Origin of the sequence: Pseudooceanicola profundi (genome assembly GCF_050897955.1) — a bacterium.
Lineage (GTDB): Bacteria > Pseudomonadota > Alphaproteobacteria > Rhodobacterales > Rhodobacteraceae > Pseudooceanicola.
Map to the genome: position 1 here is coordinate 2,051,633 of NZ_JBPAXZ010000001.1, position 23,769 is coordinate 2,075,401.

At 65.3% G+C, this 23,769-nt stretch carries 22 protein-coding genes; 10 read left to right on the forward strand and 12 right to left on the reverse strand.

The annotated features are described in order from the left end of the window. Nucleotides 1–138 precede the first annotated feature (138 nt). From rlmN to ACRARG_RS10295, 4 genes are all read left to right on the forward strand, one after another. Complete coding sequence (rlmN, locus tag ACRARG_RS10280; RefSeq protein WP_432689917.1) at nucleotides 139–1,335, forward strand: dual-specificity RNA methyltransferase RlmN; 1,197 nt, start codon at nucleotides 139–141, stop codon at nucleotides 1,333–1,335. A gap of 61 nt (nucleotides 1,336–1,396) precedes the next feature. After that, the gene (locus ACRARG_RS10285; protein ID WP_432689918.1) at nucleotides 1,397–2,368 is read left to right on the forward strand and encodes an amidoligase family protein; all 972 of its coding nucleotides are present in this window, start codon (nucleotides 1,397–1,399) and stop codon (nucleotides 2,366–2,368) included. Then, nucleotides 2,365–3,081, forward strand: coding sequence for a gamma-glutamyl-gamma-aminobutyrate hydrolase family protein (locus ACRARG_RS10290; protein WP_432689919.1), 717 nt, complete (start codon nucleotides 2,365–2,367; stop codon nucleotides 3,079–3,081). Before ACRARG_RS10285 ends, ACRARG_RS10290 begins: the two co-directional genes overlap by 4 nt. A gap of 60 nt (nucleotides 3,082–3,141) precedes the next feature. Then, nucleotides 3,142–4,053: a cation diffusion facilitator family transporter gene (locus ACRARG_RS10295; protein ID WP_432689920.1), complete on the forward strand. Its 912-nt coding sequence runs from the start codon at nucleotides 3,142–3,144 to the stop codon at nucleotides 4,051–4,053. Between the two features lie 6 nt (nucleotides 4,054–4,059). Here ACRARG_RS10295 and ACRARG_RS10300 read toward each other — a convergent pair whose 3' ends face one another. From ACRARG_RS10300 to ACRARG_RS10320, 5 genes are all read right to left on the reverse strand, one after another. Further along, nucleotides 4,060–4,764 carry a helix-turn-helix transcriptional regulator gene (locus ACRARG_RS10300; RefSeq protein WP_432689921.1) on the reverse strand — a complete coding sequence of 235 codons (705 nt, stop codon included), beginning with the start codon at nucleotides 4,762–4,764 and terminating at the stop codon, nucleotides 4,060–4,062. After that, nucleotides 4,764–5,135: a VOC family protein gene (locus tag ACRARG_RS10305; protein WP_432689922.1), complete on the reverse strand. Its 372-nt coding sequence runs from the start codon at nucleotides 5,133–5,135 to the stop codon at nucleotides 4,764–4,766. The genes ACRARG_RS10300 and ACRARG_RS10305 overlap by 1 nt, the downstream gene beginning before the upstream one ends. Nucleotides 5,136–5,225: 90 nt before the next feature. Further along, nucleotides 5,226–5,579 (reverse strand): VOC family protein, encoded by a 354-nt coding sequence (locus ACRARG_RS10310; protein WP_432689923.1) that lies wholly within the window; start codon nucleotides 5,577–5,579, stop codon nucleotides 5,226–5,228. 65 nt (nucleotides 5,580–5,644) lie between these two features. After that, nucleotides 5,645–6,412, reverse strand: a complete 768-nt coding sequence (locus ACRARG_RS10315) for a hydroxypyruvate isomerase family protein (protein ID WP_432689924.1) — start codon at nucleotides 6,410–6,412, stop codon at nucleotides 5,645–5,647. Nucleotides 6,413–6,471: 59 nt separating this feature from the next. Next, on the reverse strand, nucleotides 6,472–7,068 hold the full coding sequence (locus tag ACRARG_RS10320) for a DUF1285 domain-containing protein (protein ID WP_432689925.1): 597 nt from the start codon (nucleotides 7,066–7,068) through the stop codon (nucleotides 6,472–6,474). A gap of 67 nt (nucleotides 7,069–7,135) precedes the next feature. Between ACRARG_RS10320 and ACRARG_RS10325 the strand changes: the two genes are divergently transcribed. The 5 genes from ACRARG_RS10325 to ACRARG_RS10345 all read left to right on the forward strand — a co-directional run bounded on the left by ACRARG_RS10325 (nucleotide 7,136) and on the right by ACRARG_RS10345 (nucleotide 14,479). Further along, entirely contained in the window at nucleotides 7,136–8,152 is a 1,017-nt protein-coding gene (locus ACRARG_RS10325) for an AAA family ATPase (RefSeq protein WP_432689926.1), read from the forward strand. Then, nucleotides 8,149–9,024 carry a DUF58 domain-containing protein gene (locus ACRARG_RS10330; RefSeq protein ID WP_432689927.1) on the forward strand — a complete coding sequence of 292 codons (876 nt, stop codon included), beginning with the start codon at nucleotides 8,149–8,151 and terminating at the stop codon, nucleotides 9,022–9,024. Before ACRARG_RS10325 ends, ACRARG_RS10330 begins: the two co-directional genes overlap by 4 nt. After that, nucleotides 9,021–11,801, forward strand: a complete 2,781-nt coding sequence (locus ACRARG_RS10335; RefSeq protein WP_432689928.1) for a DUF4159 domain-containing protein — start codon at nucleotides 9,021–9,023, stop codon at nucleotides 11,799–11,801. The genes ACRARG_RS10330 and ACRARG_RS10335 overlap by 4 nt, the downstream gene beginning before the upstream one ends. A gap of 23 nt (nucleotides 11,802–11,824) precedes the next feature. Then, the gene (locus ACRARG_RS10340) at nucleotides 11,825–13,882 is read left to right on the forward strand and encodes a hypothetical protein (protein WP_432689929.1); all 2,058 of its coding nucleotides are present in this window, start codon (nucleotides 11,825–11,827) and stop codon (nucleotides 13,880–13,882) included. Nucleotides 13,883–14,053: 171 nt separating this feature from the next. Beyond that, nucleotides 14,054–14,479 (forward strand): hypothetical protein, encoded by a 426-nt coding sequence (locus tag ACRARG_RS10345; RefSeq protein ID WP_432689930.1) that lies wholly within the window; start codon nucleotides 14,054–14,056, stop codon nucleotides 14,477–14,479. A gap of 51 nt (nucleotides 14,480–14,530) precedes the next feature. On the opposite strand, the gene ACRARG_RS10350 is transcribed toward ACRARG_RS10345, so the two are convergent. From ACRARG_RS10350 to smpB, 3 genes are all read right to left on the reverse strand, one after another. Beyond that, the gene (locus ACRARG_RS10350; protein ID WP_432689931.1) at nucleotides 14,531–15,715 is read right to left on the reverse strand and encodes an amino acid aminotransferase; all 1,185 of its coding nucleotides are present in this window, start codon (nucleotides 15,713–15,715) and stop codon (nucleotides 14,531–14,533) included. Between the two features lie 2 nt (nucleotides 15,716–15,717). Beyond that, complete coding sequence (sseA, locus tag ACRARG_RS10355) at nucleotides 15,718–16,569, reverse strand: 3-mercaptopyruvate sulfurtransferase (protein WP_432689932.1); 852 nt, start codon at nucleotides 16,567–16,569, stop codon at nucleotides 15,718–15,720. Between the two features lie 91 nt (nucleotides 16,570–16,660). Continuing rightward, nucleotides 16,661–17,137, reverse strand: coding sequence for an SsrA-binding protein SmpB (smpB, locus tag ACRARG_RS10360; protein ID WP_432689933.1), 477 nt, complete (start codon nucleotides 17,135–17,137; stop codon nucleotides 16,661–16,663). A gap of 161 nt (nucleotides 17,138–17,298) precedes the next feature. Here smpB and ACRARG_RS10365 point away from each other — a divergent pair, with 161 nt between their 5' ends. Beyond that, nucleotides 17,299–18,312 carry an NADP-dependent oxidoreductase gene (locus tag ACRARG_RS10365; protein WP_432691352.1) on the forward strand — a complete coding sequence of 338 codons (1,014 nt, stop codon included), beginning with the start codon at nucleotides 17,299–17,301 and terminating at the stop codon, nucleotides 18,310–18,312. Nucleotides 18,313–18,539: 227 nt separating this feature from the next. Here ACRARG_RS10365 and ACRARG_RS10370 read toward each other — a convergent pair whose 3' ends face one another. From ACRARG_RS10370 to ACRARG_RS10385, 4 genes are all read right to left on the reverse strand, one after another. Next, complete coding sequence (locus ACRARG_RS10370; RefSeq protein WP_432689934.1) at nucleotides 18,540–19,337, reverse strand: acyl-CoA thioesterase; 798 nt, start codon at nucleotides 19,335–19,337, stop codon at nucleotides 18,540–18,542. A gap of 66 nt (nucleotides 19,338–19,403) precedes the next feature. Further along, nucleotides 19,404–20,456: an acyl-CoA dehydrogenase family protein gene (locus ACRARG_RS10375; protein ID WP_432689935.1), complete on the reverse strand. Its 1,053-nt coding sequence runs from the start codon at nucleotides 20,454–20,456 to the stop codon at nucleotides 19,404–19,406. Nucleotides 20,457–20,459: 3 nt separating this feature from the next. After that, nucleotides 20,460–21,647: an acyl-CoA dehydrogenase family protein gene (locus ACRARG_RS10380; RefSeq protein WP_432689936.1), complete on the reverse strand. Its 1,188-nt coding sequence runs from the start codon at nucleotides 21,645–21,647 to the stop codon at nucleotides 20,460–20,462. 13 nt (nucleotides 21,648–21,660) lie between these two features. Continuing rightward, nucleotides 21,661–23,760 carry a 3-hydroxyacyl-CoA dehydrogenase NAD-binding domain-containing protein gene (locus ACRARG_RS10385; RefSeq protein ID WP_432689937.1) on the reverse strand — a complete coding sequence of 700 codons (2,100 nt, stop codon included), beginning with the start codon at nucleotides 23,758–23,760 and terminating at the stop codon, nucleotides 21,661–21,663. Nucleotides 23,761–23,769 lie beyond the last annotated feature (9 nt).

Genomic DNA, 23,769 nt, shown 5'->3' on the forward strand with positions numbered 1-23,769 from the left:
TCGGGCGCTGCCCGGCGTGCCGCCGGGCGGGTGCTCCAATCCGCAGGCTGTTCATGTGGGCGTGAGCACCGGCCCATGGGAGTTTCCAAAACGCCCCGAATCCGCTATAGGCAGCACCTTCGCCCCAGGAGCCAGCCCATGACCGATGCGCCCCAGACCCCGGCCGCCGCGCCGATCACGCAGGATGTGATGACCCTTCCCCGCAAATTGCCGGAGGGAAAGCCGAACATCATTGGCCTGACCCGGGATGCCCTGCGCGACGCCCTGATCGACATGGGCACGCCCGAAAAACAGGTGAAGATGCGGGTCAATCAGGTCTGGCAGTGGATCTACCACTGGGGTGTGCGCGACTTTGCCCTGATGACCAACCTCGCAAAGGATTTCCGCGCCAAACTGGCCGAGCATTTCATCATCGAGCTGCCGGAGGTCGTGACGAAACAGGTCTCTGCCGACGGCACCCGCAAATACCTGATGCGCATCGCCGGCGGGCATGAGGTCGAGACCGTCTATATCCCGGAAACCGATCGCGGCACGCTCTGCATCTCCTCCCAGGTGGGCTGCACCCTGACCTGTTCCTTCTGCCATACCGGCACGCAGAAACTGGTCCGCAACCTCACCGCCGGGGAAATCGTCGGCCAGATCATGGTGGCCCGCGACGATCTGGACGAATGGCCCGAACCCGGCGCGCCCAAGGACGAGACGCGCCTGCTGTCCAATATCGTGCTGATGGGCATGGGCGAGCCGCTCTACAATTTCGACAATGTCCGGGACGCGATGAATATCGCCATGGATAACGAGGGTATCTCCCTCTCCCGCCGCCGCATCACCCTCTCGACCTCCGGCGTCGTGCCCGAGATCGCGAAATGCGCCGAGGAGATCGGCTGTCTCATGGCCGTCTCTTTCCACGCCACCACGGATGAGGTCCGCGACAAGCTGGTCCCGATCAACAAGCGCTGGAATATCGAGACGCTGCTGAACGCGCTGCGCGAATATCCTCGCCTGTCGAATTCGGAACGGATCACCTTTGAATACGTGATGCTGAAGGATGTGAACGACAGCGACGCCGACGCCCGCCGCCTGGTCAAGCTGATCTCGGGCATCCCGGCCAAGATCAACCTGATCCCGTTCAACCCATGGCCCGGCGCACCCTATGACCGGTCCGACTGGGCGCGGATCGAAAGCTTTGCCGATATCGTGCACAAGGCGGGCTATGCCTCCCCCATCCGCACCCCGCGTGGCGAGGATATCATGGCCGCCTGCGGACAGCTGAAATCGGCCACCGAACGGGCCCGCAAGTCGCGCAAGGAAATCGCAGCCGAAGCCGGGCTCGGCTGAGACAGCGCTTAAGCGGGAACCTGCCTGCGGGGGTCGCGTTGATCCCCCGCAAGGAGGCCCGATGGAACCCGCATTTCCCCCGCTCCCCCGTGAGACCGATCACGAGGGCAGACGCCGCAAGACAGGTGTAGAGCTCGAATTTTCAGGGCTCGACATAGACGAAACCGCCCGCATCGCCGCCGAGGCGCTGGACGGCCATGCCGTGCAGACCGCCGACCGCGAATGGGAGGTGCGTGGGTCCAGCATAGGCATTCTGGAAATCTACCTCGATACCGCGCTGCGCCATGCCGAACCCTCCCGCCTGCGCGACATCGGACTCGACCTCGGCAAGGAGGTGATCCCGGTTGAGATCGTCTCCGAACCGCTGACCTTCGAAGGTCTGGCCGATATCGACCGCCTCCGCGTGGCCCTGCGTGAGGCCGGCGCCGAAGGGACCCGTGCGGGCCTCGCCTACGGGTTTGGCCTGCACCTCAATCCCGCGCTCGCCGGGACAGAGGCCAAGCATATCGCCCATCCTCTCTACGCCTACGCGCTGATCGAGGACTGGATGCGCGACAATCGCCCCATCGACCCCAGCCGTCGCCTGCTGCCCTTCACGGACCCCTACCCGACCAAACTGTTGCAGGCCTTCTGCGACGAGGGCTTCGTAACCCCCGAAAGGGCGATGGACATCTACCTCGACAAGGCGCCATCGCGGAATTACGGCCTCGACATGCTGCCGATCTTTGCCTGGCTCGATGCCGATGCGGTCGACAGGGCCACCGGCGGCGAAAGCGCCGTCAAAGGTCGCCCCGCCTTCCACTTCCGCCTGCCCGATTGCCAGATCGACAATCCCGAGTGGTCGATCCGGCAGGAATGGGGTCGCTGGCGCATGGTCGAACAGGTGGCCGAAGACGAGGGCCTGCTGGCCCGGCTGATGAAGGAATGGGACGACGCCCACCACCGGGTTACCCTCCGCCGCAGACCCTGGGCGGAACGCTGCGGAGACATCCTGGCGGAGGCCGGTCTTCTGAAAGACGAGGCCGCTGCATGAGCAAACCCGTGATCGGCGTCACAACCTCGCAGAGGTCGGGCTGGCGCATCTTTCCGCTGGTCGCCCTGAACGTCTGGCTGGCCGGTGGCCGGGCTGTCCGCTGGGGCGCAGGTCGCCCGGCCGATATCGGCAGCGTGGATGGCATCATCATCGGCGGCGGCGACGATATCTCGCCCGAGCTTTACGGAGGACACCTCATGGCCTCCGCCCGGCTCGACCCGGCCCGCGATGCGCTGGAACGGCGCCTTGTGACCGAGGCCCGCGCGCAGAACAAACCCGTGCTCGGTATCTGCCGGGGTGCACAGATGATCAACGTGGCCCTTGGCGGCGCCCTTGATCAGGACGCCTATGCCACCCATTCGGACAGCCGCCATTACCGCACTATCCTGCCCCGCAAATCGGTTCAGGTGCAGCCCGGCACCCGCCTGATGGATATCGCCGGGCCAGAGGAAATGCGGGTGAACGCCCTGCATTCACAAGCGGTCAACCGGTTGGGCGACGGCCTCCGCGTCGCCGCACGCGACTCCGGCCATATGGTTCAGGCGATCGAGAGCACGCAGGAACCCTTCGCCCTGGGGGTCCAGTGGCACCCGGAGCATCTGTTCTACGCCCGTCGTCAGCGCGCGATCTTCGCGGCCCTTGTGGCCGCCGCCCACGCCGCGCGTGACAACAACAGTCAGCTGGCAGCGGCAGGGCAGGCTGCGGCGGCGTGACACTGGCAGGTCGCTGGCCCGACCCTTGCACCCTGCGCCGCAACCATGTCACCTGAGCCCATGCCCCACGATCACGGCCACCATCACCACCATCATATCCCGGCCGAGGGTGGCGACAGCCGCCTGATCATGGCCGTCGGGGTGAATATCCTGCTGACGGTGGCGCAGATTATCGCCGGGCTCTTCTCCGGCTCCCTCGCGCTGATTGCCGATGCGGTGCACAACCTCAGCGATGCGATTTCCCTCGTGCTGGCGCTTGCAGCCCGCAAGATCGCCCGCCGTCCCGCCGATGCCGCGATGACCTTCGGCTATGGCCGGGCAGAGGTCGTGGCCGCGCTCATCAACTACACCACGCTGGTCACCGTCTCCGTCTGGCTGGCTGTCGAAGGCGTCTCCCGGCTGATCTCTCCCCAGCCGGTGGAGGGATGGACCGTGGTGATCGTCGCAGCAATCGCGCTGGTGATCGACACCATCACCGCGCTGCTGACCATGCGGATGGCGAAGGACAGCGTGAACATCCGCGCCGCATTCCTGCACAACGTGGCCGATGCGCTTGGCTCCGTCGCCGTGATCGTCGCGGGCACGCTGATCCTGCTTTACGACTGGCGGCTGATCGACCCGATCGTGACGCTGGGCATCGCTGCCTATATCCTCTGGCATGCCGGGTCAGAGATCATGCCGGTCATCCGGATCCTGATGCTGGGCAGCCCTGCCTCCCCCTCCGCCGAAGAGGTCATCAAGGACCTGCGAGGCATCCCCGGCGTGCTGGACGTGCACCACATGCATCTGTGGCACATGCAGGAACACGAAACCTCGCTTGAGGCGCACATCGTTCAGAAAGACGGCACCGGCGATAAGGTCCGGCAGAGCGTCAAGACCCTGCTCGCCGAACGCTTCCACATCCACCATTCGGTGATCGAGATCGAGCCGGAGGCACAGGCCTGTCAGAACGCCCCCGCCATCGGGCACTGAAATGGGTCAGATCGTCCGTGGCTGGGGAATGCCGCAGCGCCGCTGCATCTCGTAAAAGGCCAGCAGGGATTTCGACCGCTCCTCCCGGAACCGCTCCCCTTCCGACATATCCGTAAACCGGTCGACGCGGAAATTGCGGAAATCCTGCCGCAGCTCGCACCAGGCGACCAGGGTCCATACCCGCCCCCAGAAGAAAAGGCCCAGCGGACGCAGGCACCGCGTGCTCTCCGCCCCGTCCTCCTTGGTATAGCGCGTCTCCAGCAGGACCCGCGCCTCGATCGCGGCCTCGATCCGGTCGAGCCTCTCGCGCACCTCATCCGACGGCGGCGCCACGGACAGCGCATGGATCTGCACCTTGTCGGCGCGCGACCGCGCATCATCCGGCAGCACGGCATTGATCTTGACCAGCGCCTCTTCCGCCGCCGCGGCCATGGCGATCCCGCCCCAGGCCCTTAGCAGGCGTGCACCTGCCACCAGTGCCACGATCTCATCTTGGGTGAACATCAGCGGCGGCAGGTCATAGCCCGCCCGCATCACGTAACCGACCCCGGCCTCGCCCTCCACAGGCACGCCGGAGCCGACAAGATCGGCGATATCGCGATAGATCGTGCGTTCAGACACCTCCAGCTTCTCCGCAAGCTGGGCGGCGGTGACAAGCCGGCCGCCCCGCAGATACTGGACGATCTGGAACAGGCGGTCGGCTCTGCGCATCAGGCGGCCTTCGCCTCGAAAAGCCCGATGGAATTGCCGTCAAGATCCTCGCAATAGGTGAAGGTCCCGACCGGGATCTCGATCGGCCCCATGACGACCTTGCCGCCCGCCAGTTTCAACCGGTCGGTGGTTGCCGACAGTGAATCCGGCACGGCCAGATGGATCGTCGGCCCGGTGCCCGACACGGCGGGCCGCCCGGGATAAAGATGGCCGTGGATGCCGGCGGTCGGCGCGTTGAAGCCGACAGTCGGGTTCGGACCCGTCTCGTCCCTGGTCATGGTCCAGTCAAAGACCTTGCCGTAAAATTCCATGCTCCGGTCGAGGTCGGTCACGGGGATTTCGGTCCAGACAGTTGTTGCGCGGTCACTCATGTCAGTCACTCCGGTTGGGTTGCAGTGACACCTCTCTGTCATACCCCTCCTGACAGCCTTCTGTCAGGAGGGTTCGGTCGTCGGCAGATTTCAGGCCGTTTTGAACAGCCCGATCCGGTTCCCGTCCGGATCCAGCAGCGTGATATAGGCCCCTTTCGGCAGGCTCACCGGCCCCTCCTGCCCTGTGGCCCCGGCGGCCATGGCTCGTTCCGCCGCCACCTCCAGACTGTCCGGCACTTCGAGGTAGATGACATTGCCCTGCCCCTGCCCCGGCGTGCCGGAGGTGGTCAGGTTGCCGCCCACACCGTCACGCCCAAAAGCCGCGACCCGCTCCGGCCCCATCATCATGGGCACCATGTCCCATCCAAAGACGGTGTTGTAAAACTCCGTCGCTTGGTCGAGATCACGGACCGGGATTTCGACCCATACGGTTGTCATAGTCATCTGGCTGTCCTTTCGTGGTAGTTCAGATGCCCGCCTCTTCGCACAGCCCTCCTGACAGCCTCCTGTCAGGAACCGCCCCCGCGGGCCTGCGCCAGCCAGTCCAGACCGGTTTCCGGCGATCCATCCGGCACATATTCGCCGCTGATCCAGCCATCATAGCCCGCCGCGCGCAAAGCATCGAAAAACCCGGTGAAATCAATCTCGCCGCTGCCCGGATGATGCCGTCCCGGATGATCCGCCACCTGGATATGGCGGGCACGATGCCCGTGACGTGCCCAGGTCCCGGCCACATCCCCGGTGATGCGATGCGCGTGATAGGCGTCGAACTGAAGCGCAAGATTGGGCGCCGCCACGGCATCCAGCACCCGCGCCGCCAGATCGAAACTCCCCAGGAAATAGCCCGGCATATCCACCGGATTGATCGGCTCTATCGTCAGGCTGAACCCACCGGCCTCGCCCGCCGCCCAGCTCAGGTTCTCCACGAAACAGGCCTCCGCCTCCGGCCCCTCCGCGACGCCTGCCATGATATGCAGATGCTCTGCCTTCAGGCTGCGGGCATAGCGCAACGCACGGCGGAAATCATGGCGGAACCGCTCCTCGCCCCCCGGCACCGCAGCAAACCCGCGCGCCCCGCCGGTATAATTCGGCGGCGGGCAGTTGATCAGGGCCAGTTTCAGCTTGGTCTGGTCCAGAGCATCCCTGATCTCCGGTACGGGCAGATCATAGGGAAACAGGATCTCGACGCCATCAAACCCCGCCGCAGCCGCCGCGAGGATGCGGTTGCCAGGCGTCAGGTCCTTCCACAGAAACGAGATATTGGCGCAGAGCTTCACGCGACACTCCCCAGTCGCGCGCAGGAAAGACCGCACCACCCGCGACTGTCAACGCCGGGCTAGGCCGACGGCAGGTCATCCGACGGGATCAGCGGAAAAAATGCCCCGCCGGACCAGAGCCCGAACCAGCGCTCGTCCCCGACCTCATGATGCACGCCGATCTCCACCAGCCGGTAAAAGCTCTTGCGGTCGATCAGCGCCTCCAGCCCGTCGCGCACCATGACATAGGGCGCGGGCTCCCCGGTCTCATCATCCCGTTCCACGCGGATGGGCTTATCCGGGCCGGCCTCTGTCGCATCGCTGACATTGGTGAGGAATCGCAGCAGCTGACCCTCGCCCGCGCCTTCCATTTCAAAGTCCACCGCGACAAAAGGCGCATCCTCAACCGTGATTCCCACCTTCTCCACCGGCGTGACCAGCACGTACCGATCCCCGTCCTTGCGCAGGATTGTCGAAAAAAGGCGCACAAGTTCGGGCCGGTTGATCGGCGTGCCTTCATGAAACCACGTCCCGTCCCGCGCGATCCGCATGTCGATCTCGCCCATATCCGGCGGGTTCCACTTGTGAACAGGCGGCAGACCCCGCCCCTTGGAGGCTGCCCTTGCAGAGGCAGCAATCCCCTCCGCATCCGGTTTCACGGTATTTTGTGCAGTCATTGCTTTTGCCATTCGTCAGGGTCGCGATACACTCAACACAACTATAGGGCCTGCCGGAGACTTTGCCATGAGCGCCACTGCCACCGACGAAGACCTCGTCGCCAAGATCGAAGCCGTCGAGGAGAAACTGTCGGAGGCCCGCAAATCCATCGAGCGTCGCTTCATCGGTCAGGAACGGGTGGTCGAACTGACGCTCGCCTCCCTGCTCTGCGGCGGCCACGGGTTGCTGATCGGTCTTCCCGGCCTCGGCAAGACCCGTCTGGTGGAGGCGCTGTCGACCGTCATGGGCCTCGATGGCAAGCGCGTCCAGTTCACCCCGGACCTGATGCCCGCCGATATCCTCGGCTCCGAAGTGCTGGAAACCGCCGCCGATGGCTCCCGCGCCTTCCGCTTCCTGCAGGGGCCGATCTTCTGCCAGCTTCTGATGGCGGATGAGATCAACCGCGCCTCGCCCCGTACCCAGTCGGCTCTGCTGCAGGCCATGCAGGAACGCCGTGTGACCGTGGCCGGTGAAGACCGCCCGCTGGGCCGTCCCTTCCACGTTCTGGCCACCCAGAACCCGATCGAACAGGAAGGCACCTATCCCCTGCCCGAGGCGCAGCTTGACCGCTTCCTCGTCCAGATCGACGTCGAATACCCGGACCGGGAGACGGAGAAGGCGATTCTTCTCGCCACCACCGGCGCCGAGGAGGATGAGTCCCATCAGGTCTTCTCGGCCGAGGAACTGCTGGAGGCGCAGCAGCTCCTCCGCCGCATGCCCGTGGGCGACAGCGTGACCGAACAGATCCTCGATCTGGTCCGCGCCTGCCGCCCCGATGATCCGACCGCCAGCGCCCGGGTCCGCGAAACCGTCAGCTGGGGCCCCGGCCCCCGTGCCGCGCAGGCGCTGATGCTGACCGTCCGCGCCCGTGCCATGCTGAACGGCCGCCTCGCGCCCTCGACCGAAGACGTGATCGCCATGTCGCGCCCGGTCCTGTCGCACCGCATGGGCCTGAACTTCGCCGCCCGCGCCCGTGGCGACAGCCTGTCGGCGCTGATCGACCAGACCGCCGCCACCGTCACCGGCGCAGAGGCCGCAGCTTGACCACGCCCCAATCCCTGAGGCAACGCGCCGAATCCGAAGCCGCCAGCTTCCCGCCCCTTCTGGCGCGGGCGGAACATCTGGCGGGCACGGTTCTGCTGGGCGATCATGGCCGCCGCCGCGCCGGGCTCGGGGATGATTTCTGGCAATACCGCCCGGTTCAGCCGGGCGACCCGCGCCGCTGGATCGACTGGCGCCGCTCTGCCCGCTCCGACGACCGGTTTGTACGGGAACGGGAATGGCAGATCGCCCAGTCGGTTATGCTATGGGTCGATCAGGCCGCGTCGATGCGCTTCACCTCCGACGACAAACTGCCGGAGAAATCCGAACGCGCCCGCCTTCTGGCGCTGGCCACCGCCGTTCTGCTGATCCGGGGCGGCGAACGCGTCGGGTTGACCGGCACGCTGCTGCCGCCGCGCCGGGCCCGCAATCAGATCCTGCGTCTGGCCGAATTCTTCTCCGTCCCCGATGCGGGCGATTACGGTGTGCCCGAACACCGCGCCATGATCCCCAACGCCCGTGCGCTGTTCGTGTCGGATTTCCTCGGCGATCTGAAAGAGGTCGAGCTGGGCCTGACCAAGGCCGCCGACCGCGGCATGCGCGGTATTCTGCTACAGGTTCTCGACCCCAGCGAGGAGGCCTTTCCCTTCAAGGGCCGCACCATTTTCCAGTCCGTTGGCGGCACGCTCAGCCATGAGACGCTGAAGGCCAGCGACCTGCGCGACCGCTACCTGCAGCGGCTCGCCGAACGGAAGGACCGCCTGTTAACTCTTTGTCAGGCAACTGGCTGGCAATATCTGCTGCATCACACGGATGCCTCGGCCCAGACCGCCCTTCTGCAGGTCTATCAGGCGCTCGACAGGGGGACCTCATGACGCTCGGCCCCATCGGATTCGCGGCCCCCTGGCTGCTGCTGGCCCTCGCGGCGCTGCCGATCCTCTGGATTCTGCTGCGCGCCGTGCCGCCTGCCCCGATCCGCCGCCGCTTCCCCGGCGTGGCCCTGCTGCTGGGTCTGACGGATGACGAAAGCGTCTCTGACCGGACGCCCTGGTGGCTGCTGCTCCTGCGGATGCTGGCCGTCGCCGCCGTCATCATCGGCCTCGCCGGCCCCATCCTGAACCCGCAGGAAGAGGCGGAGACGGGATCCGGCCCGCTGCTGATCGTGCTCGACGGCTCCTGGGCCGCGGCCCGCGACTGGGACGAAAGCGCCGATATGCTCGACGGCGTGCTGGCCGAAGCGGGCCGCGCCGGGCGCACCGCCGCGATCCTGCGCCTGACCACGCCGGAACAGGTCACCTTCCGCCCCGCCGACACGCTGCGCAGCCGTTTGCCTGGCCTCGCCCCGCGGGCCTGGGCCCCGACGGTGCAGATGATGGTTGCCGCAGCGGAATCGCTGCCGGAAGGCGATTTTGACACCTACTGGCTCTCCGACGGGCTGGACTATCTGGGCCGCACCCCGCTGCTGACCGCGCTGGAGGACCACGGCACCGTAACGATCTACGAAACCGCGCAAACCACCTACGCGCTGCGCCCTGTCACGGTAGAGGATGGCGCGCTTCAGGTCACCGCATTGCGCCCGCTCGCGCTCGGCCCGGCAGAGATCACGGTGCAGGCGATGGGGCGCGACCCCTCCGGCACCATGCGCACCCTGGCCAGCCTGCCCCTGTCCTTCCAGGATCAGGCGACAGAGGCGCAGGCAGCCCTTTCCCTGCCCGCCGAGCTTCGCGCCCGTGTCAGCCACCTCGCCATCGCCGGCACCTATACGGCGGGCGCCACAACTTTGTCCGACGACAGTCTGCGCCGCCGCGAAGTCGCCCTGATCGGCGCTCGCCAGGACGGAGAGACGCTCGACCTTCTCTCCCCCCTGCACTATCTGCGCCGGGCGCTCGAACCTTCTGTTGATCTGCTGGAAGGCCCGCTGTCCGACATCCTGCCGGCCAAGCCGGACGTCATCGTGCTGGCCGATGCCGCGACCCTGTCGTCGGGCGAGACGGACCAGATCCTCGACTGGCTGGAAGAGGGCGGCATGCTGCTCCGCTTTGCCGGGCCGCGGCTGGCCGCCTCTGACATCAGCCGCGATACCGAGGACCCGCTGATGCCCGTCCGGCTGCGCGCCGGTGGCCGAAACGTCGGCGGCACGATGAGCTGGGGAGAGCTCAAGACACTCGCCCCCTTCGACACGACCAGCCCCTTTGCCGGCCTCACCGTAGCGGAGGATGTCACCGTGTCCTCGCAGGTCGTGGCCCAGCCCGACCCGTCCCTGGCCGAACGTGTCATCGCACGGCTGACCGACGGGACACCTCTCGTCACCCGCAAGCAGATCGGACAGGGGCAGGTGGTTCTGTTCCATGTCACGGCCAATGCCGAATGGTCGACATTGCCTCTCTCCGGGCTTTTTGTGCAGATGCTGGAACGGCTGTCGGTGTCCTCCGCCATTGCCCGCCCCGAAGCGGCAGAGCTTGCCGGCACCACCTGGCGACCGGCGCAGTTGCTGACGGCGAGCGGCCGGCTGGAACCGGCCGGGACCCTGCCCGGCGTCGCTGGCGAAGACCTGATCGGGGCACCGCTGGGCCCGAACCTCCAGCCCGGGCTCTACGAAGGCACGGATCGGACGCTGGCCCGCAATGTCATTCAGGCCGAAGACACCCTGGCCCCCGCATCCTGGCCTGCCCGTCTGCGGATCGAAGGTCTGACCCGCGCGGAGGAAACACCGCTGGGCGGCTGGCTTCTGGCGCTGGCCCTTCTGGTGCTGGCGATCGACATCGTGGCGACGCTGGCGCTGTCCGGACGGTTGACCGGCCCGGCGCGGGCCCGTGCCACGACCACCGTCCTGGCCCTGTGCGCGGCCCTGTCGGCGCTGCCTGTCGGACAGGCGCGAGCCCAGGACAGCGGCGATGCCCAACGGGCGATCGCAGCCACGTCCGAGGTCGTTCTTGCCCATGTCGTGACGGGAAATGCCCGGGTCGACGACTTGGCCGAGGCCGGGCTGCGCGGTCTTGGTCAGATCCTGACCTTCCGCACCTCTGTCGAACCGGCAGAGCCGATGGCGGTGAATCTGGAAACCGACGAGATCGCGTTTTTCCCGTTCCTCTACTGGCCCATAACTCCGGATCAGCCGACCCCCTCGCCCGAGGCGTACCAGCGCCTGAATGACTATCTGCGCACCGGCGGCATGATCCTGTTCGACACGCGCGACTCGGACGTGGCGGGGTTCGGGACTTCCGGCCCCAATGGTCGCAAACTGCAGGCCCTGGCCGCACCGCTCGACATTCCGCCGCTGGAACCGGTCCCGGAGGACCATGTCCTGACCCGCACCTTCTACCTGCTGCGGGATTTTCCGGGCCGCCATGCCGGCCGCGATGTCTGGGTCGAAGCCTCACCGCCCGATGCCGAGCTGATCGAGGGCATGCCCTTCCGAAACCTGAACGATGGCGTGACCCCCGTTGTCATAGGCGGCAACGACTGGGCCGCCGCCTGGGCCGTCGATGAACGCGGTCAACCGATGGTGCCCGTGGGCCGCGGCTATGCCGGCGAACGTCAGAGAGAGATCGCCTACCGTTTTGGTGTGAACCTCATCATGCATGTGCTGACAGGCAACTATAAATCCGATCAGGTCCATGTGCCTGCCCTGCTAGACAGGCTCGGGCAGTGACGACCGAAGGCAAGACATAATCCATGACCGGCACCGTTATCTTCTCTCCCCTTCTGCCCTGGCCGGTGATCGCGGTCCTGCTGGCTATCGCTCTGATCGCCGTCGGGCTCGCCATCTGGAGGCGACTTGCAGGCTGGGCCTTCCGCGCCGTCGCAACCCTGGTCATTGCAGCCGCGCTTGCGGGCCCGTCATGGCGACAGGAAGACCGGGCCCCGCTGTCGGATATCGTCCTGATGGTAGAGGACCGGTCCGCGTCGCAGCGTCTGGGCGACCGCGCGCTTCAGACCGAACAGGCCGCCGAAGCGCTGGCTGCCCGGATCGCCGCAAGGCCCAATACCGAATTGCGACGCATCACGGTGAACGATGGCGAGGGCGACGCCGGGACAGAGCTGATGACGGCCCTGGCCGATGCCCTGGCCGAGGAACCCAGTGCCCGGATATCCGGGATGATCCTGCTGTCGGACGGGCGCCTGCACGACCTCGACAAGCTGCCGGACCTGCCGGCGCCGCTGCATCTGCTTCTGACCGGCGAGCCGGACGACTGGGACCGCCGTCTCATTGTTCAGAACGCGCCCGCCTTCGCCATTCTGGACGAAGAAGTCACCCTGACGATCAGGCTGGAAGACATGGGCGCGGCGCCCGACACAGGCGGGCAGGTCCCGCTTGATATTTCGATCGACGGGGCAGAGCCGCAGCGCGTCATGGTTGCCACCGGCCGCGATCTTGATCTGCCCCTGACGCTTCCGCATGGCGGTCGCAATGTGATCCGCTTTTCCACGCCGGAAGCCGAGGGTGAGCTGACCGCGCGCAACAATGCCGCGATTGTCCAGATGAATGGGGTGCGCGACCGTCTCCGCGTGCTGCTTGTCTCGGGCGAGCCGCATGCCGGCGGCCGGACCTGGCGAAATCTGCTGAAATCGGACAGCTCTGTCGATCTGGTGCATTTCACCATCCTGCGGCCCCCGGCCAAACAGGATGGCGTACCCGTATCCGAACTGTCGCTGATCGCATTCCCGACCCGGGAACTGTTCATGGACAAGGTCGATGATTTCGACCTGATCATCTTCGACCGCTACAAGCGGCGCGGGATCCTCCCCTCTCTCTACCTCGACAATGTACGCCAATATGTCGAGCGGGGCGGCGCCGTGCTTGTTGCCGCGGGGCCGGATTTCGCCTCTGCCGACAGTCTTTACCGGTCGCCGCTCGGGTCCATCATGCCGGCGGTGCCGACCTCGGCCCGTGTGCTGGAACAGCTCTATCGCCCGCAGATCACCGATCTGGGTCACCGTCACCCCGTGACGGCCGGGCTGGAGGACAGCTGGGACGGCGACTGGGGCCGTTGGACCCGCCAGATCGATGTCGACATCGCCGACAGGAGCGGGGAAGTGGTCATGTCCGGCATAGATGGCCGACCGCTGCTTATTCTCGACCGTATCGGAGAGGGCCGCGTCTCCCTTCTAGCCTCCGACCACGCCTGGCTCTGGGGGCGGGGCTACGAAGGCGGCGGACCGCAGCTGGAACTGCTGCGCCGGCTTGCACACTGGATGATGAAAGAGCCGGAACTGGACGAAGAGGCGCTGACCGCCGAAGCGACCGGCCAGACCATGCGGATCATGCGACGCACGCTTCAGGACGGGATCGGCAGCGTTACCGTCACCCGCCCCGATGGCGAAACAGAGACGCTGGATCTGACCGAGGCCAGCCCCGGTCTCTGGACCGGCGAATTCACCGGGCCGGACATCGGGCTTTACCGGCTGCAAGAGGGCGATCTGGAAACCGTGATCGGGCTGGGCCCGGCGGCGCCGCGCGAATTCGAATTGACCATCGCGGACGGAACCCTGCTGGAACCGGCCGTCGACAGCACCCGTGGCGGGGTCCTGTCCATGTCGGACGGGCTGCCCTCCCTGCGGGACGTCCGTCCCAACCGGCCGGCGGCCGGCCGTGGCTGGATCGGCCTGACCCCGCGCAATGCCTATGAGACGCAGGATGTGACCCAGGTGCCGCTGCTTCCCGCCTGGCTGGTCCTGCTGCTCGCTCCGGCCCTTATTCTGGCCGGCTGGCTCAGGGAAGGCCGGCGCTGACCCCGCTCGATGGGCCCGATCGGCAGGTCGGGTAGGAAAGATGTTGCCGAACCTGGCGCCGGAACGGCGATGATCCACCGAGCCTGCCCGGCCGGCATCGAACCCGATGGACCTCTCCGCCGCTATGTGAGAACGGCTCGGGTCTAATAGATCGACTTGCGATTATCGAATATGAACCTTCGTCTTCTGACCTGTCTCCCATTCTCTGCGGGATGGATCGGCCTGATCCTGGCTGGTCCGGTTCTGGCAGAAACAACGGGAAACGACCCCAGCCCCTTCCGACGTGGCGACCAGATGGGCACACCGGCAAGCTGCGACTCGCTGGACTACTGGGTGCATCAGTCCCCCATCAGCAACGATCGGGTGACGATGACGGTAGAAGGCCGGGTCATGACGACCGGGACAGAAGGCAACCGAAGGCTCTACACAATCTGCCCTGCCGCCGAGGTTCAGGTCACATGCGTCATCACCGGCCCCGTCCCCACGGCCACTGGCATAGCGGTTGTGGCAGGCGGATTTTCCAGGGTGCATGCCCGGCATATCCGGCTGGACCCCTGCCAGATCTATCCGGTTCCCGACAGGGCCCCGCCCGGTTGATCGCGGGCCATCGGGCAGAGCGTCGCAAACAGCCGCGCCTGACGATCTGACCTAGCCGCAGACCGCCTTGATCGCATGCGCAAGCGCCGGGATTTGCCGGTCCGTCAGCCCTGCGATATTCATCCGGCCATCGCCGACCATATAGACCGCATAGTCTTCCCGCAGCTGCTGCACCTGCCCCGGCGTCGCCGGCAGAAGCGAGAACATGCCCTTTTGGGCATTGAAAAACGCAAACCGGTCAGAGCCCGTGACGTCACGCAGAGTCAACGACAGATCCCTGCGCAGGCTGTTGATCCGAACCCGCATCTGCGTCAGTTCTTCCAGCCAGTCCTGACGCATCTCCGGATCATTCAGGATGCTTTCCACCACCTTCGCGCCGTGATCCGCGGGAAAGGAATAGGCCAGCCGGTTGAGCGTCGCGAGGGTGCCCGACACCAGATCGCGCTGCGTCTTTCCTTCCGTCACCACGATCACCGCGCCCGCCCGGTCGCGATACAGCCCGAAGTTCTTGGAACAGCTGACGGCAATGATCAGCTCGGGCAGGGCAGCAGCCAGCTGACGTGTCGCCGCCGCATCCTCCGCAATCCCGTCGCCCAGCCCCATATAGGCCAGATCAACCAGTACCATGACGCCGGTGTCGTGCAGCAGGTCAATGATCTGGGTCCACTGGGCCGGGCTGGGATCGGCGCCGCTGGGGTTGTGACAGCACCCGTGCAACAACACGATATCGCCCCGCGGTATGGCCGACAGGTCGGCCAGCATGCCATCGAAATCCAGCCCCCCGGCCACAGGATCGAAATAGCGGTATTGGGATACCGGCATCCGGATCTCCGCGCCGATCGCGGCGTGATTGGGCCAGCTGGGCGACGGGATATGAAGCCGCGCGTCCGGCTGGATACGGCGCATCAGGTCCAGCCCGTTCCGGACTGCGCCTGTGCCCCCGACCGTCGCCGATGCCGCAACCCGGTCAGATGACACCACATTATCCAGCACAAGCCCCGTCATGGCCTCCAGAAAGGCCGGGTCACCGTTCAGGCCGGTATACCCCTTGGTAGACTGTTCCGTCAGCAACCGCCGCTCGGCCGCCTTCACGGCTCTCATGACCGGGGTGATGCCCTCTTCATTCCGATAGACCCCGACCCCGAGGTCGATTTTGTCCGGTCTCGGATCGGACCGGAACGCATCCATCAGCATGAGGATCGGATCCTGCGGCTGAGGCCTGAGGTTCTGGAACAAGATCAGGCTCCTGTCGCCACGGGAAGGGTCGGGAAGGCGCCCCATTCCGCCCATGACCCGTCATAGAGGGAATGATTACGGTGTCCGACCCGTTCCAGCGCGAGGGAGAGGATCGCCGCCGAAATGCCCGATCCGCAGGTTGTGATCACTGGCTTGGCGAGATCGACGCCCGCCGCTTCGAACGCCGCTTTCAGTGCCTCCGGCGCCTTCATCGTCCCCTCTTCGGTCAGCAGTTCCGGATAGGGCAGGTTCAGCGAGCCCGGGATATGCCCCTTGCGCAGTCCCCGGCGCGGCTCATCTGCCTCGCCCTGAAAACGGGCGGCCGATCGCGCATCGAGGATCGTCGTATCCGCCAGTTTCGACGCGGCGGAAACCTGAGTGACATCCTTGACCAGATGGTTCTGGCGCCGGACCGTCATATGGCGATCCCGGACAACAGGCGGCATGTCCTCGATCGGCCGGCCCTCCGCCAGCCACTTCGGCAGACCGCCGTCCAGCACCGCGACATCCTCCTGCCCCATCAGCCGGAACAGCCACCAGACACGCGGCGCCGACAGAATGCCGGCCGCATCATAGACCACCACCTGATGCCCGTCGCCCACGCCCATGGCCCGCAACCGCGACATGAACTTTTCAACCGGCGGCACCATATGCGGCAGGTCCGAACGCAGGTCGGAGATCTCGTCGATATCAAAGAACCGGGCCCCGGGAATATGGGTCGAGACATATTCCGCCTTCGGATCGCGATCCGTGCCGGGCAGATACCAGCTTGCATCGAGGATACGCAGATCCGGATCCTCCAGATGCGCAGCCAGCCAGTCGGTGGAAACCAGGGTCTTCGGATCGTCCTGCATCGGCTAAATTCCTCTTGGTCTGGACAAGATGCCTACAGTCAAGGGGCCAGCCTCGCAAGTCCATCGCAGAGGAAAGCGGCGGCCCGGACGCTCAGCCGTTCTGCTTCAGCAGGCGCTGCTTCTGGCGGTTCCAGTCCCGCTTGGCCGAGGTTTCCCGCTTGTCGACGGTCTTCTTGCCCTTGGCGATGCCGATCTTGATCTTCGCCATGCCGCGATGGTTGAAGTACAGCACCAGCGGCACCAGCGTCATCCCCTTGCGGGCCGTCGCCTGCCAGAGCCGCGCCAGCTCCTTGCGCGACACCAGCAGCTTGCGGCGACGTCGCTCCTCATGGGCAAAGGTCTTGGCCTGCTCATAGGGCGCGATATAGCTGTTCACCAGCCAGAGCTCCCCGTCATCAACGGTGGCATAGCTCTCCGCGATATTGGACCCGCCGGCCCGCAGCGACTTCACCTCCGACCCTTCGAGCATGATCCCGCATTCGAGATCCTCCTCGATCGCATAGTCGAACCGTGCCCGCCGATTCTCGGCGATCACCTTGTAATTCGGATCTGTCTTAGCCTGTGCCATGATCGGGCGCTTTTAGTCGCTTCGGAAACTCCTGTCTATGTGAACCCGCGGGGACGGGATTCAAGACCGGGTTTGAATCCCGCGCCACAAGACGGCGCTGGATGTTCTGACCTGCGGATATATATTCCACGCAACCACAGGGAGGATATCACATGACACAAATGAAACGCATCGCGCTGGCCGAACGCCCAACAGGCTTTCCCACCGACGCCAATTTCCGGCTGGAAGAGGCCGAAGCGCCCGCGCCCGGCGAGGGCGAGGTGCTGGTCGCGGTGAAATACATGTCACTTGACCCCTATATGCGCGGACGGATGGACGACGGGCCGAGCTATGCCGCCCCCGTCCCCGTCGGCGGCACGATGGAAGCGGGCGCGGTGGGAGAGGTCATCGCCTCCAACGATCCGAAATTCAAACCGGGCGACATGGCCATGGGCATGTTCGGCTGGGCGACGCATGGCGTGGCCAAGGCCAGCATGATGCGCAAGGTCGACCCGGAGGCTGCGCCGATCCAGACCTCGCTGGGCGTGCTGGGCATGCCGGGCTTTACCGCCTGGGCGGGCATGACCGCCTATTCCAAGATGAAGGCCGGGGAGACGCTGGTTGTCGGTGCCGCCACCGGCCCCGTGGGGTCGATGGTGGGGCAGCTTGCCAAACGCGCCGGGCTGCGCGTGATCGGCGTCGCCGGCGGGGCGGAGAAATGCGAGATGGCCGTCAAGACCTTCGGCTTTGACGCCTGCATCGACCACCGCGGCAAGGACGCGAAGGCCATGCGCGAGGCGCTGGCGACCGAATGTCCCGACGGCATCGACATCTATTTCGAAAACGTCGGCGGTCCGACGCTGGGCGGGGTGATCCCACTGCTGAACCTGCATGCGCGGGTCATCATCTGCGGCATGATCGCCTGGTATTCCGGCGAGTCGGACGAGACAGGATCGATGCCGCTGCAGAAGCTCTGGCGCTATTCGCTGGTCAAGCGTCTGACAATCCAGGGGCTCTTGCAGACCGACCATGTGGCGCGGTTCGGAGAGTTCCTGCGCGAAGTGACCCCGCTCGTCGCCTCCGGCGAGATCGCCTATGTCGAGGACGTGGCCGAGGGGCTGGAGAACGCGCCTCAGGCCTTCATGGGGCTGCTCAAGGGCAAGAACCTGGGCAAGCTGGTGGTGAAGGTGGCCTGATCCGGCGGCGCGCGCCCTGCCGGGCGCGCATTCGATGCTGGGGTAAGGGGGCCCAGTCCAACCGTTAATAGCAGTGCCCCCTATGCGCCACGGGGCGGCTAGGTGCACCATTGCTCCCATTCTTCTCGGATAGTGCAAATAACGGCGAAGGAAGGGGGCGCTGCCCCCTACCGACATATGCGGAGCATATGTCGGCCACCCCCGGGATATTTTGGGCAAGAAAAAGATCAGGCGAAGAGCGCGACCAGCTGCTGGGCATTGGCCAGGAGCCGGCCCGCACGGTCGCGGATCTGCATTTCCTGCACGGAATAGCCATCGGCGGAATGGCGCGAGGTGGTGCGGGTGAGCTGCCAGTCGCAATTGTCCGGCATGCGGGCGATATCGACGCCCCAGGTGACCGTGCTGATCGGGGCGCCTTCGGTGAAGGTGGTCATTACAGCTGGCGGCAGGTTGTCGGCATTGCAGATGAAGGCCAGTTCCGGGTCGAGCCCCTCCCGATCCGCCAGCCGGGTCCAGACCACCATCTCCGGCCGGTCGGAGCCGGTGCCCAGCTGGGCGCCATCGGCCAGCCGGGCCTCGAAATTGCGGAAAAAGCTGGGGCCGTTGGAGCGGCGGATGAGCTCCGGGCTGTCCTCCGGGCCGGGGAGCTCCGGCGCGGGGCCGTAGTCATGGGTATAGGCGCTCTCGCGCGGGCCACCGAAGACGAAGGTGCAGCGGGCACCGAGGGCATCGCCGCTGATGCAGTCGACCTGCACGAAGCTGGCGGTGCGACCGGCACGGATAAGGGTCACATCGAAGGTCACCTCTTCGGTGATCGGGCGCAGGAAGCTGACCTGCATCGAGCGCAGGACGGGCAGATCCGGCAGGCTGCGACGCACGGCGGCAAGCGCCAGCGCGGCTGTGATCCCGCCGAAAGCTGTACGCCCCTGCATCCAGTCCGCCGGGATATGACCGGAGACGCGGCCATCACTGCCGGTTAGGCTGCCGAGGATGGAGGCTAGCGAGGGGAGCGGGTCGTCGGTCATGGGCACTCGGTCATAAAGAGATAAAAGGGCCGGGGAAGACCCCGGCCCGATGATATCAGCCTTAGATCAGGCGGCCTGCGCAACGCGGGCCAGGTGATAATCGGTATCGCCCAGCTGCGCGTCGATCATAATGATCCGCTTGGCGTAATGCGAGCCGGGATATTCCCAGGTCATCGCGATGCCGCCATGCATCTGGATCGCCTCTTCGGCCACCAGACGCCCGGCGCGGCCGATCAGGTTCTTGGCCATAGAGCAGTATTTGCCCGCATCCGGCCCGCCGAGCTCCGCCGCCGCCTTGATGACGATGGAGCGGGATTGTTCGATCTCTGTCAGCATGTCGACGGCGCGGTGCTGCAGCACCTGGAAGGTGCCGATGGGACGGCCGAACTGCTTGCGCTGGCCGAGGTAATCGACCGTCATCGCATGCAGCACATCCATCGCGCCCACGGCTTCGGAGCAGAGCGCCAGGATGCCCGCGTTGATCGCGTCATCGATGGCCGCACCCGCATCGGAGAGGATCAGCGTCGCGGGTGCGTTTTCCAGCACGACCTCCGCCGCGCCTGCCCCGTCCATAAGCGCATAGCCGGTGACGGAGGCATCGGATGCCGCGACCTCGTAGACCGACAGGCTGTCGCCCTCCTTGGCCGCGATCAGGAAGGCATCCGCATCCTGCCCGCCATAGACGATGGACTTGCGGCCGGTGATCTTGCCGCCCGAAACGGTGGTCGTCATGGAGGTGAGGTCATAGGGCGCATCAAGCTCGCCCAGCCCCACGGCATAGGTCTTGGACCCGGCCAGCAGCTCTTCCTGGTCCGCCCCGGCGGCAGTCAGCAGCCGCGACGCCATGAGCGCGCCCAGAACGGGCTCGGGGCAGAGCGTGCGGCCCAGCTCCTCGAACACCACGGCGATGTCGAAGCCGGCGCCGCCCATGCCGCCGGCCTCTTCCGGCGCCAGAGCAAAAAGCGCGCCGAGTTCGGTCAGCTCGCCCCATTTGGCGGGGTCGTGGAAGGGCTCTGCATAGGCGACCTTGTTGCGGTGCTCGATGCCATATTTATCTGCCAGGTAACGACGCAGCGTGTCCTGCAGCATCTGGCGGTCTTCAGTCAGGTCAAAGTTCATGGATCAGAGCCCCAGCATGGTCTTGGTCAGGATGTTCCGCTGGATCTCGTTCGATCCGCCGAAAATCGAGGTCTTGCGGTTGTTGAAATAGCGCGCCGCATTATTGGCATGGCCGTCAGGCGCCACATCGAGGTTCGACCCCGAGAGCGATCCCGGGAAGGGTGCTGCATTGGGCCCGAGCGCCCGGCGGCCGAGGTCCTTCAGCTCCTGATTGATGACCGTGCCCTTGATCTTGAGGATCGAGGTTTCCGGCCCCGGCGCGCCGTTCTTCTGCGCGGTAAAAAGCATCCGGAGGTTGGTGATCTTCATCGCTTCCAGATCGATCTCTGCCTGGGCGACGCGGGCGGCGAAAAGGGGATCTTCGGCCAGCGGTTTCCCGTTGCGCATGACCTTCTTGGCCAGTTCCTTGACCTCTTCCAGTTCCAGCATGGAAAAGCCCACCCCGGCGATGCCGGTACGCTCATGCGTCAGCAGGTATTTGGCGATGGTCCAGCCCTTGTTTTCCTCGCCCACGAGGTTCTTGTAGGGGACCCGCACATCGGTGAAGAAGACCTCGTTCACCTCATGCCCGCCCTCGATCAGCTTGATCGGGCGCACTTCGACACCCGGCGTCGACATGTCGACAAGGATGAAGGAAATGCCTTCCTGCTGTTTTACATCCGGATCGGTCCGGCAGAGGCAGAAGATCCAGTCGGCATGCTGGCCGAGCGTGGTCCAGGTCTTCTGGCCGTTGATCACCCATTCGTCGCCATCCTTGACGGCACGGGTCTTGAGCGAGGCAAGGTCAGACCCGGCACCCGGCTCAGAATAGCCCTGGCACCACCAGTCATCGCCATTCAGGATGCGCGGCAGGTAGTAATCCTGCTGCTCTTTGGAGCCGAACTTCTGCAGCACCGGCCCCAGCATCGACAGGCCGAAAGGCACGATGCGCGGCGCATAGGCAAAGGCGGCTTCCTCGTCGAAGATATGCCGTTCCACCGGGCCCCAGCCCGGACCGCCGAATTCCTTGGGCCAGATCGTGCCCAGCCAGCCCTGCTTGTTCAGGATCGCGTGGTAGCGCTCCATGACCTCCTTGGTCAGCTCGCCGCCGTTCTTGACAGCATCGCGGATGTCGTCCGGCAGGTTCTCGGCAAAGAAGTCGCGGACCTCCTGACGGAAGGCCTCTTCTTCGGGGGTGAAGTTCAGGTCCATCTTGGTCCTCCTCTTACTTGTTCATATCGGCGAAGGTCTTGCCCTCGGCGGCCATCTTGCGCAGCAGGTCAGGCACCTGCCAGTAATAGGCGTCTTCCTGGCCGTAGGTCTCCATCCGCTTGACCAGCGCCTCTGCCCCGATCGTATCGGCGTAATGCAGCGGGCCGCCGCGGAACCGCGGGAAGCCGTAGCCGAAGAGGAAAACCATATCGACATCGACGGGCCGCTTGGCGGTGCCATCCTCAACCACGCGGACAGCTTCCGCGATCATCGCGGTCATGTAGCGGTCAACGATCTCCTGATCGGTGAAGGTCTTGGGCGTGATCCCCTTTTCGGCGCGGACCTCGTTGATGATGGTCTCCACCTCGGGGTTCGGGACCGGCGCGCCGGTCTCGTACATGTAGTAGCCCTTGCCGGTCTTGCGGCCGAACCAGCCGTTTTCGCAGATCTTGTCCGCGACATCGCCGGCATAGCGTTCCTTGGGGTCCAGCCCCTCTTCCTTCTTCCGCTGACGGGTGAACCAGCCGATGTCGAGGCCCGCAAGGTCGCCCACCTTGTTCGGCCCCATGGCAAAGCCGAAGCCTTCCAGCGCGTCATCCACCTGCTGCGGGGAGGCGCCGTCAAGCACCAGATAGGCATTTGTCTTGCCGTAATGCCCAAGGATGCGGTTGCCGATGAAGCCGTCACAGACCTGCGCCAGCACGCCGACCTTGCCCAGCTTCTTGGCCAGCGCAAAGCCGGTGGCCAGAACGTCCGGCGCGGTCTTGGCGCCCTGCACGATCTCCAGCAGGCGCATCACATGCGCGGGAGAGAAGAAGTGCAGCCCCAGCACGTCCTGCGGCCGGTCCGTCATCTCTGCAATCGCGTTCACATCGAGGTAGGAGGTGTTGGAGGCCAGGATCGCGCCCGGCTTGCAGATGCTGGTCAGCTTGCCGAAGATCTCCTTCTTGATCTCCATCTTCTCAAAGACGGCCTCGATCACCAGATCCACATCGGCGAGGTCTTCCATGGAGAGCGAAGGCTCCAGCATGGCCAGCGCTGCATCCCGCTTTTCCGCGCTCATCTTGCCGCGCGACACCGCGCCGTCGAGGTTCTTGGTGATCGTCGCCACGCCACGATCCAGCCCCTCCTGCTGCACTTCGATCAGCCGCACCGGGATACCGGCCAGCAGGCAGGAGGTGGTGATGCCCGACCCCATGGTGCCGCCGCCGATAACACCGATCTTGTCCAGCGGACGGGTGTCGCCCTTGGCTTCGGGGATGTTCGACACGGCCCGTTCGCCAAAGAAGGCATGGATCAGGCCGGAACGCTGCGGGCTCTCCATGCAGCGGATAAAGCACTCCCGCTCCACCTTCAGACCCTCGTCCAGCGGCTGGACAGAGGCCGCGATGGCCTTCACGCATTCCGCGAGGTTGATCAGATGCGGGTTCTTCTTCTGCACCATCGCCAGCGTCTGTTCGATGGCGGCGTCATCCGGCGCGGTCTCGATCTCGGAGGTGCGGCGCGTCGGCAGGGTGCCTGCGATCACTTCCTTGCCCATGGCGAGCGCAATCTCCCGCGCATCGCCCGGCTCCACCAGCTTGTCGATGGCGCCCTTCTCGAACCCCTCTTCGACCTTCGCATGCCGGCCTGAGATCGCCACATCCAGCGCATAAGCGATCGACGCCACGCGCGGCAGGCGCTGCGTGCCGCCCGCGCCGGGGATGATCCCCAGTAGCACCTCGGGCAACCCGTATTTGGACCCTTTCATCGCCACGCGGGCATGCGAGGCCAGCGCCAGCTCGAACCCGCCGCCCAGCGCGGTGCCATGCAGGACCGACACGGTGGGGATTTCAGACGCTTCGAATTCGTTCAGCACATCCGGCAGCGAGGGCATCATCGGCGGCTTGCCAAATTCGCGGATATCGGCGCCCGCGACATAAGTTCTTCCGGCACAATAGAGCGCGATGGCCTTGGCGATCTTGTCCTCGTTGATCTCCCGCACGGCGTCCAGCAGGCCCTGACGGACGGCCACACCGGTCGCGTTCACCGGCGGGTTGTCGATGCAGATCAGCGCGACATCGCCTTCGTAGCCGTAGCTGACGGAGTCGCTGGTGGATTTGGATTCGGCCATGGCTGGTCC